Raw genomic sequence first — 9805 nt, forward strand, 5'->3', positions numbered from 1 at the left:
CCGCTGACCGCAGGCGCGCCGCATCGAGTCAGCGGAATTCGACCAATCTTGGACTCGGGTCTAGGCAGCCCGATTCAGCAGGTAACGTGAAAAAGGCCAATCTTCTTCGCGCGCGAGTTGTTGAACGTATGGAGGGGTCGGCTGCAACAGGGACCGTGCAACCCTTTTTCGCAAAATACGCCTCAGCTTCCGGCGATAGATGCACATTGCCCATCTGGCCCGAGCCAAGAACCAGCTGCTCGCATCCTTCTCAAAGACGAACTTCGCTTCGTCCTTCGAGAGGATATGCGAGGTGCCGTAGTACTTCTTCGACAGCTTCTTCTTCCGCCTTGCCACTTCGCCGGACAGACGAATGATCACGTGGTGTTCATAAGTCTTTCCGTCAATCGTGATGGTGCCGAATGTAGTGCGTTCGATATCCATGGGCCTGACCTCCTCATGATCCCGGCACGAGGCCCCGCCCCGACTCCGCGTCGGCAGACGAGCCTGGCATCGATGTCAGGGCAGCCCGCGTCCGCTCGCCGGCTCGCGGACCTCCTGCTTTCGAACCTTGGACCCGGCGGTGCCGTTAGCCGACAATTCGCTGCTGCCGTCTACCCGACGATCTGGAACGCGTCAGCCGCACGCAACACCGTGCCGTCCTCCCAGTGGCGTCCGACCAGCATCATGCCGACAGGGAGCCCTGCCGACATGCCTGCCGGAACCGTGGCGGCAGGATGGCCAGTGACGTCGAACGGGCAAGTGTTGGAAATCATTTCGAGTGCCCGCGCAACGTAGTCCTCGCGGCTCGCGTCCGGCGGTGGGAGTAGCGTGGCCTTCAAGGGTAACGTCGGCATGAGCAGGAGATCGACGTCTTTGAGTTGCTCATCGTAGGCGGCGCGTAGCATGCGCGCGAGGTTTTGGGCCTTGGCGTAGTAGCGACCCTGATAATTGTCCTGCATGTACTGGCCAAGCAGGACAACGAGCTTGACGGTCTCCGAAAGGTCGTTGGCGCGCACCCGCCGGCTCCGGCCGTAGAAGTCCAGTAGCGAGGTCGTGTAGTGCCCTTTCCAGTTGGTTCCCATGCTGTTGCCCGCGACCATCAGCGCCGTGGCGCCCTCGACGGCGATAGCGTTCCAGATATGGATGCCGTCGCGGTGGAGGGGAATTGATACCTCGCTTACAGTCCCTCCCGCTCGCGTCAAGCGCTGTGCTGCCTCGCGCACCATGGCGTCGACGTCGGGCTCGGAATTGGGCCAGCCAAACCCTTCCTTGACGATCCCGATCCGCAGGCCGCGGGCGTCTCCGGTGAGCTGCTTGGTATACGCTTCCGTATGCAGTCCCGCCGGTTGGCGCGGGTCGAGGCCATCGGCTCCGGCGAGCACCTCGAGAAGCCGGGCGGCATCGCCGGCGGTACGGGCAATGGGCCCGGTATGATCAAGTGTTAATTCAATCGGGAAGACGCCTGTGTAGGGCACAAGCCCGTGGGTGGGCTTGTGGCCAACCGCTCCGCAGAAAGAGCTGGGAATTCGGATCGACCCTCCCTGGTCGCCTCCGATGGCCATGTCGCACTCGCCGGCGACGACGAGCGCCGCGCTGCCGCTGGAGGAGCCGCCGGCAGATCGCTTCGGATCATGCGGATTGAGCACGGGCCCAGTGTCGGAGGTATGGCTACCGCCCGAGAAGCAAAGATGCTCGCACACGGCCTTGCCGATGATCTCCCCACCGGCATCGAGGATGCGGGTCACAATGGTTGCATCCACGTCAGGGACGTAGCCCTCCAGCACGTTGGAACCGTTCATCATCGGGATGCCGGCAACGCACACATTGTCTTTGATGGCGATTTTCTTGCCCGCGAGAGGCCCCGACGTTGCGCCTTTGATCGAGCACCTCCAGTACCAAGCGTTGAGCCGATTGTCCGAGGCACCTGGACGGAACCCCGCGTTCCGCGGGTACTTCACCGCCAATGTCGGCTCCGCGAACTGGTCCAGGCGACGGTACGACGAAAGTACGCCGTCCATGAGGTTGCGGAACGACGTCAGATCGTCGCGGCTGAGATCCAAGTTGTAGGATTTGGCGATGCGCTCCAATTCACGCAGCGGTGGCTTGCGCAGCATCCGCGGGGCCGTCGTCGTCGGGGGTGGCGGTTGCATGCCCGCCTCGGCGGCCGCACGAACGGGTGTTGTCGCCGCGGCGACAACGGTTGCTGCTGCGCCGGCATGAAGGAAGCGACGACGCGAATAATCTGGCGAGGCTCTCATAGCATATCCTCCCTCGACCAATGGGTTGACTTCTCAAATCCACCGCTCGCCCTAAAGCGTCGGGGACCGTCTGGTGGTCGGTGGCCGCGACGGTCACCAAGCGGAGGCTGCCGACGCTGCGGCCGGCGTGCCAAGCTGCAACATCACAGTGAGTCCTTGCATCCGGACTGGGCTGAGGCGCAGCAGCCGCATGAGGTCGGGACGTGAGGCCTGGCCGAGCGGATCGTGACGGCAATTAAGGCGTGTACTGGATGCCGCCGGCATCCTCGCGCGGACTGCGGAGCGACGCGCCGTCCAGCGGCAGATTATCGCGCAGCCACCGGCGACCTTCAAGAGCTTGCATCTCTCACGGTCCGCGCCCGCCAGCCACGTCGCGGCGCACTTCCACCTTCGAACATAGGTTGCTCGGCGGTGGCGCCGACAATCGCAACGGAACCGGACGCGCGAGCCGCAGTTGCAAGACAAGGTCGGCGGCGCAGCGCCCGCGATCGCGAAGCGGATTAGCTATCGGTGGATCGCGTCAGGTCACCCAACCTCCAGTTTCTCCACTCAGATTTCAAGAAAGCAGCGTGGGCCATTCTCGCGCATAGCGCGGCGCCGTCTTCAGGGAGGACTTGTGGTGCTCCTTTCCTCGGGCATCGGCGATCGCGCCGGGCCGCAGCCTGATGCAGGCAATGCCGCTCGAAGACGTTCTGACGACGATCACCATCGTCATCCCAAACGTCATTCTGGTCAAATCGCTCATGGGGCGTACTCGCGAGCCTTGGCGGTGGCCGGTGAAGCGCGATCGCGCTCCGGCGACCATCGGAGGCTTGCTTCAAAGGTTCAGTCTTCGCGATTTCACTGCACCCGGTATTTGCTCATGTAGTGTTTGCGCAGGATGTTGCGGGTCTGCTCCGCAGGGCGCCTGTTAGCACTCACCTGCGGCTTGTCGCGGCGCTCCGGCGGCTTCGGCCGATGCGGATGAGGGCGCTGTTTGGTCGAATGTTGCCTTCGGGTCAAAGCAGCAGACCTTTGTTCATGCGACCAACTCGACCGGACTGCCGATGGCAAGACCGAGATCGCGGTCCGCCCGCCCCTGATTGACGGCAATTTCGGCAAGCCCGTTGGAGTTCTCATACCAGAAAGCCGCGCGCGGCGGCAGATCACTGAAGGTCCTCGCGCGGTCCAGAACCCGACCCACCGCGGTCAGCCTTGCGCCGGGCGGCAGCTTAGCCGCCCTCAGCCCGGTCATCGCATTGCCGTAGTGATCGACGTAGACGATCTCGCAGAGGTCGTCCGGCCAGTCTGCCCGGCGATCTCCGCCATCGTGACGTGGCCGGCCGGGGGGCGGATCACCGCGCGCCAGCATGGCTGCCACCGGGGCGAAGAGGTCGCGCCCGTGAAAGCTGGCCGAGAGATGCTTCGGCTTCCAGTCGATGTCCCAGCTGTGCGTCTCGCGGGCACGGCGCTGGATCTGCTCGAACAAGCCGTTGCCGGGGCCGATATACCAACGGCCGTCGGCCTCGAGAAATATGGATGGCCGCGTCCCGCCGACGCCGGGATCGACAACGCAGAGAAAGACGGTTCGCACCGGAAACCATGCCGCATAGGCCGCCAACAGATACGCCGATGCCTTAGGGTTGCCGACTGGCGCATCAGCGAAGAGATCGATAATGGGTATGCCCGGCGCCATCTGGTGCAGCACCGCCTTCATCTGACCCGTATACGGGCCGCTCAACCCAAAATCCGTAAACAGCGCAATCATGGTGTCAGCTCGCCCACTGCGCCGGCGCCTTGCAACGTCGCAGTTGGTTAGCGTTATCCCTTCCCTGATCCTTTGGCTCGCTATGCGCGAGCCGCCGGCGCCTCTTGCTCAGGGTGGACGGCGCTCGGGAGCGTTCGCGGCCGGCCTGCCGGCAGCATCATCGTCTGCGCCGTGAGCAGCCACGGCATCCACATAAATCGCGTGGCATGCACCCAAAACGTGAAAGGGTTAGCTGCCTCGAACAAGGACCCGAGCGCGTCGAAGGACGGTGTTGCCCGCAGGTCAATTGACATCTGCTCCCAATCGCCATTCGGCGATTGCCGGTGAATGATGTCGATGTCGAGGCCGGGCAAACGCGCGCTTGCTCTTGTGGCATCGATCTCGCTCTCTCGACTGTATGTCCGCTCAGGCATCGGCCCTCACCATCTCCGTGCACCGCTTCCATCCCGCTGGCGATTATCGCTCATCATTCCCGGTAATGAAAGCTCGCAGACTTGCTGCCGCGACCATGGCCGCTCCCCGCGGAAGGACAGAACCCCGCCTCGTTGAGGCGCGTGGCGTTTCGCCCGCCTGTGGCGGCTTGCAATCACCTTCCGGCGGCCTACCATGGAATGCGTAGCTCACCCTGCAGGAGCGCAGCCATGGAACTCACCGTGGTGCCCATCGTCAAGCCGGACGACGCCAACTTCATCTTCGGCCAGTCGCATTTCATCAAGACCGTGGAAGACCTCCACGAGGCGCTGGTGGGCGCGGTTCCGCGCATCCGCTTCGGGCTGGCCTTCTGCGAGGCCTCCGGCAAGCGGCTGGTGCGCTGGTCGGGTAATGACGAAGCCTCACTCACCCTCGCACGCAACAACGCATTGGCCATCGGCGCCGGCCACACTTTCCTGATCTTCCTGGGCGACGGGTTCTTTCCCGTCAACGTGCTGGCTGCGGTGCGCGCGGTGCCGGAAGTCTGCCGCATCTATTGCGCGACGGCCAACCCGACACAGGTAATCGTCGCGCAAACGGAGCTAGGCCGCGGCGTGCTCGGCGTGGTGGATGGCGCCTCGCCGTTGGGTGTCGAAACCGACGCCGACATTGCGTGGCGGAAAGACCTGCTGCGAAAGATCGGCTACAAGCTGTAGTGGCTGGATGAAGCCGAAGTCGACAGGCCTGCACGGACAACACCGCCGAGCCCAACGCCATTAACTCGATCGCCAGACGCCCGGCTCGTTCACGTATACTGAGGCCGTGAACTGCGCGTATTACCAAGTGAACCAGGTGAGCTATGAAGGCTTCGGCGAAGCCTTGCAGTGTGGGTTGGAGCAAGGCTGGTGGACCAAGCCGAGCGCTGTGACATGGTCGCAACGCGGGGCGCTGTTCAAGGGCGATCACGAGTTGAGCCCAATGCTCTGCCTTGGGTTTTGGACGCTATCTACCCGAAAGCGGACTCGTTGTGCTCCCTTTGAGTTTTGTCGAGTTTGACCCGACTCGGACATGGGCTGATTGTTCCTTTGGTCCCCTCCCAACTCTTTCGGCCCGGATTCACCGATAAGATGCGCGGCTCGCTGATTGTCCTGGTGGGTCTCTGGCCGTCCAGGGCTGGACCGGCGTACGGCACGGTCACCGTTGCCGGCTTGCGACAACTAGGCGGCTTCATATACCGTTTGGCTTTCGTTGAACGACTTCCAGATGACGGTCACTTTGGGTTCGCGTACCGAGCGGTTCCAAGTGGGCAAAGCGCTCCGACGCAAGACGCCGCGAGAAGCACATGCCGACCTTAAAGGATCGATGTCGCGCAATGCCGTTGCAATTCTCGCCGAGAGCGATCCGGATCGCGTTCCGGAGCTTGTGCCGGAGCGTTATGCGCGAATGACGATCAACCCGTTCGCGTTCCTGCGCGGCGCCGCCGCGGTGATAGCGACAGACTTGGCCGCCCAGCCAATGGCCGGAATACCGGTGCAGGCAGGCGGCGACAGCCACCTGATGAACTTCGGCGCCTTCGTTACTCCCGAGAACAATATCCTGTTCGACGTGAACGATTTTGATGAGACGCTGCCTGGCGTCGATTTCACCGTCGATCTGAAGCGCCTCGCAGCGAGCGTAGCGGTGGCGGCATCGGCCGCAGGCACAAACAAGAAACAGGCCCGCGCGATCGCGGCTGTGACGGTCAAGGCCTATCGGACACACATTTCCGCACTCGCCAAGCTGTCGCCGCTGGAAATCTGGCACAGCCGGATCGACCTCGAACAGGCGATCAAGCAGATCGGCAATAGCGATCTGCGGCGCCAGCTCGTTGGCGTGATTGCTAAGGCGCGGGGCGAGGGCTTGTCGAAGGACGACAATTTTCCGCATCTCGTCAGCGGCGATCATCCGAAAATCGTCGATAAGCCCCCTACTATTTTCCATCTCGATCCTAAGGCCGACGCGCGACACCGGCTTGGTGTCGAGCGCGTGTTCGCTGCCTATCGTAAAGGCCTCAATCCTGATCGTCAGCGGTTGCTCGACCGTTTCACAATGAAGGATCTCGCCTTTAAGGCGGTGGGCGTCGGATCCGTCGGCACATTCTGCTGCGTGGCATTGTTCATGACCGACGACAACGAGCCGTTGTTCTTGCAGGTCAAACAAGCGCAGCGATCGGTTTTGGAACGGCTCGGCGGCAAGCTTGCCTACAAAGGAAACCAGGGCCACCGGGTTGTGGAGGGCCAGCAGATGATGCAGGCCGCCAGTGACATCTTTCTCGGTGCTACGCAGGACGATGCGACCGGCCGTCAGTTCTATGTTCGGACGCTGAAAAACCGCAGGCTTGGCGCCGTCAGCGAAATCAGCGAAGGCGAGGCACTCTCGGACTATGCCCAGCTATGCGGTCGAACCCTCGCGCGTGCCCATGCGCGCTCCGGCGATCCGGCCGCGATCGCTGGCTACACCGGCAAGAGCGACGCGCTCGATGACGCGATCGCGTCCTTCGCGACGGCCTATGCCGATCAGACAAGCGCCGACCACGCCGCTCTGGTGAAGGCGAAGGGGACCAAACCGACGGCTACGAAGAAAGCGAAAGCGACTTAGTCGAAGGGAGAGCCAGGCTCCGCTCCCCAAGATTTAGGCGGCGTTGAAATCGCCTACTTGTGCGGCACGAAAGTCCGGAAGTGGTACCTTTGAGAGATCCCGCCCCGCTCCGAAATTGTCTGCTTTCATGGGTAAAGTGACTGGCGTAGGGTCGGAATGACGAGATTGGACTCATATAGGGCATTCGCCTGTAAATCACAGGCCGTCCGCATCGGGTAAGGCGACGACTTCGATGCGACCTCAACCATTCCAGCCGGCCTTGCGCAAGCCCTCGACGAGATGGGCGTGGTCCTCCGGACGAAACCACGGAGCTCTCTTGCGGACATACATGTCAAATGCCCCCGGTGCGCGCGAGAAGGCCTTCTCCAATGCTTCTTTCGCTTCCGATGTGCGCCCAAGTTGGCCCAGCGCCGCCGCGGGCCAGCGGTAGATCATCGGAAAATCGGGAAACGACCGGATCAGTCGTTTCGCAGCTTCGATCGAAGCCTCGTATTCGCTGCAGAAATATAGTCCGCACGCAACGTGCAACAAACGTACTGCCAGATACGGATCGCGTGGGTCGAGCCTGATACATGTTTCGAGAGCCGTGAGCCCTTCCCTTGGCCGTCCCGCGAAGATTAGCGTCGCACCCCTGTGGCCATGCGCGATGGCCAGATTTGGACTCATTGAGAGAGCTCGCTCGATCTCCGCCAACGCACCCTCGGCGTCGCCGCGCGCTTGCAAAGCCCAGCCGAGGCAGGAACCGGGATTCTGCATCGGCGCCATCCAGCGCGACCGCCCGACGGGCCAAGGCCTCGGCCGAGTGTTGCGCGCTTGGCAGATCCAGCTTCTGGTAGATCGCGGCCGCTTGCAGCTGATACAAGGCGAGCGCGCTGTAGCCGCCGGCGAAGGTTGGGTCGAGATCGATTGCCTGCTTAAAAAAGCTCTCTGCAGTCACATCGTCGTCGGGCGTAGCTTTGCTAAGATGCCACAGACCGCGCTGATATGCCGCCCAGGCATCAAGGCTCTCCGGTGGCTTGCGCATGGCGCGTCGCAGCTCGGCGTCTGCAATGGCGGGGGCAAGGGCGGTCGTCAGCGCTTCGGTGAGTTCGTCCTGCATAGCGAAAATATCGGCGAGATCGCGGTCGTAGCGCTCGGCCCACACATGGTTGCTGGTTCCGGCCTCTATCAATTGCGCAGTGACGCGGATCCGATTGCCGGCCTTGCGCACGCTGCCTTCGAGCACATAGCGCACGCCGAGTTCGCGTCCGACCTGCTTCACATCGACCGCTCGACCCTTGTAGGTGAAGGAGGAGTTCCGGGCGATGACGAACAGCGAGGGATAGTGCGATAGTGCCGTAATCACATCCTCAGCGATCCCGTCGGAGACGAATTCTTGCTCGGGGTCGCCGCTCATATTGGTGAATGGCAGAACGGCGACGGACGGTTTGTCGGGCAATGCGAGCGCCGGCACCTCAGGTTTGCGCGTCGCGGGCCGCTGGCTGGGAATGATGATCTGATAAACGTGGACCGGCCGGGCGATATTCTTCAGCGTTTGTTCGCCCGCATCCTCGACGTCGAAAGACACCTTATCGCGCGCATGACTGAGCACTGTACGTGAGATACATATGCCGCCGGGTTCGGCCAGCGCCTCAAGTCGTGCCGCGATGTTGACACCATCGCCATAGAGGTCTCGGCCTTCACGTCCCCAAGATTAACCCCGACACGAAACTCAATTCGTTTCTCCTGCGGTACGTCGGCATTGCGTTCGACCATGCCCTGCTGAACCTCGATCGCGCAGCGAACTGCATCCACCACGCTTGGAAACTCAATTAGAATTCCATCACCGGTCGTTTTCACGATGCGGGCGTGATGTTGCTTGTTCTTTGGATCGATCAGCTCGCGGCGAAGCAGCTTGAGCCGGGCGAGCGTGCCCTCTTCGTCCGCACCCATCAGCCGGCTATAGCCGGCAATATCGGCGGCGAGGATAGCGGCGAGCTTACGTTTGGTCTGATCTGATGCCATTGGGGTCGGTTCCCCCAGTTCCTTATCTCCATCCTACCACCAAATGCGTTGCCTTTAGGGTCCTTTACGGAGATGGCCTGCCGTGAGATCAGAAGTCGACGTTCCGGCGACTGTCCGCATTGCGCCAAGAGCTGCCGCTCTACGCTCACCGCGGCTGCCGCGGTCGCTGTTGTAGAATTGGGTGGGTCGAGCGTGCCGTCGGCGTGTTTGGCCCGAAGCAGCCAATCCCCTCAGCTGAGCAAACGTCAGCTCTCCTCGAAGGAAGATTAGAGGCTCGCACACAGACCATTCCTGCCCCTCACAAGGGCGTTCCGGAGTAGCCCCTTATCCGTGATTTTGATATCTTCGGCCGGCTTATGGAGGACGACTCGTGCCGGGATCCGTTGAGATCGACGAGGAGCTGTACAAGCGGCTGGCCGAAGCGGCCGCGCGTGAGGGCAAGGGCGCGCAGGCTTTCGCCAATGAGATCCTTCGCGTTCAGCTTAGAGAAGTAGAGAGAGCCCACCAGATCGTGAGTGCGTTCGACGTCGCTCGCCCTGACGAAGACTAGCCTATCGCATCACACCGCCTCTCGCTCAAGTGCGGTCAGCTTCCGAGCCAGGCCGTGTGAAAACGTTCTGTTTCCGGTGATTCGCGCGGTAGGATTCCCTGCACTTGCGGGGACGTCCAATGAAGCGCTTTGTTGAAGGGGTGGATCGCGGGCAGAGCATGCTGTTTCCGGCATCGCTCGATGACTATGTGACCGTGGATAATCCAGTGCGAGCGG

General features: G+C 62.0%; 10 protein-coding genes. 3 read left to right on the top strand and 7 right to left on the bottom strand.

Translation table 11 applies throughout. The features are described from left to right. Positions 1-60: 60 nt before the first annotated feature. From GWG65_RS24065 to GWG65_RS24085, 5 genes are all read right to left on the bottom strand, one after another. Complete coding sequence (locus GWG65_RS24065; RefSeq protein WP_275198052.1) at positions 61-423, bottom strand: hypothetical protein; 363 nt, start codon at positions 421-423, stop codon at positions 61-63. A 170-nt stretch (positions 424-593) separates the two neighbouring features. After that, positions 594-2096, bottom strand: coding sequence for an amidase (locus GWG65_RS24070; RefSeq protein WP_275198061.1), 1503 nt, complete (start codon positions 2094-2096; stop codon positions 594-596). A gap of 700 nt (positions 2097-2796) precedes the next feature. After that, on the bottom strand, positions 2797-2955 hold the full coding sequence (locus GWG65_RS24075) for a hypothetical protein (protein WP_275198053.1): 159 nt from the start codon (positions 2953-2955) through the stop codon (positions 2797-2799). Positions 2956-3258: 303 nt separating this feature from the next. Next, positions 3259-3987: an SAM-dependent chlorinase/fluorinase gene (locus GWG65_RS24080; RefSeq protein ID WP_275198054.1), complete on the bottom strand. Its 729-nt coding sequence runs from the start codon at positions 3985-3987 to the stop codon at positions 3259-3261. Between the two features lie 80 nt (positions 3988-4067). Then, positions 4068-4400, bottom strand: a complete 333-nt coding sequence (locus GWG65_RS24085) for a hypothetical protein (RefSeq protein ID WP_275198055.1) — start codon at positions 4398-4400, stop codon at positions 4068-4070. A 228-nt stretch (positions 4401-4628) separates the two neighbouring features. Here GWG65_RS24085 and GWG65_RS24090 point away from each other — a divergent pair, with 228 nt between their 5' ends. Then, positions 4629-5114, top strand: a complete 486-nt coding sequence (locus GWG65_RS24090) for an adenosine-specific kinase (RefSeq protein WP_148741438.1) — start codon at positions 4629-4631, stop codon at positions 5112-5114. A gap of 646 nt (positions 5115-5760) precedes the next feature. After that, positions 5761-7035, top strand: a complete 1275-nt coding sequence (locus GWG65_RS24095; protein ID WP_275198056.1) for a DUF2252 domain-containing protein — start codon at positions 5761-5763, stop codon at positions 7033-7035. Between the two features lie 331 nt (positions 7036-7366). Here the strand turns inward: GWG65_RS24095 and GWG65_RS24100 are convergent, their stop codons facing one another. Continuing rightward, the gene (locus tag GWG65_RS24100; protein WP_342760663.1) at positions 7367-8602 is read right to left on the bottom strand and encodes a hypothetical protein; all 1236 of its coding nucleotides are present in this window, start codon (positions 8600-8602) and stop codon (positions 7367-7369) included. Further along, complete coding sequence (locus tag GWG65_RS40475; protein ID WP_342760664.1) at positions 8563-9039, bottom strand: adenylate/guanylate cyclase domain-containing protein; 477 nt, start codon at positions 9037-9039, stop codon at positions 8563-8565. Before GWG65_RS40475 ends, GWG65_RS24100 begins: the two co-directional genes overlap by 40 nt. Positions 9040-9409: 370 nt before the next feature. Between GWG65_RS40475 and GWG65_RS24105 the strand changes: the two genes are divergently transcribed. Then, positions 9410-9589: a hypothetical protein gene (locus GWG65_RS24105; RefSeq protein WP_275198057.1), complete on the top strand. Its 180-nt coding sequence runs from the start codon at positions 9410-9412 to the stop codon at positions 9587-9589. The last annotated feature ends 216 nt before the right edge of the window (positions 9590-9805 follow it).

It is taken from the genome of Bradyrhizobium sp. CSA207 (assembly GCF_029051685.1).
Lineage (GTDB): Bacteria > Pseudomonadota > Alphaproteobacteria > Rhizobiales > Xanthobacteraceae > Bradyrhizobium.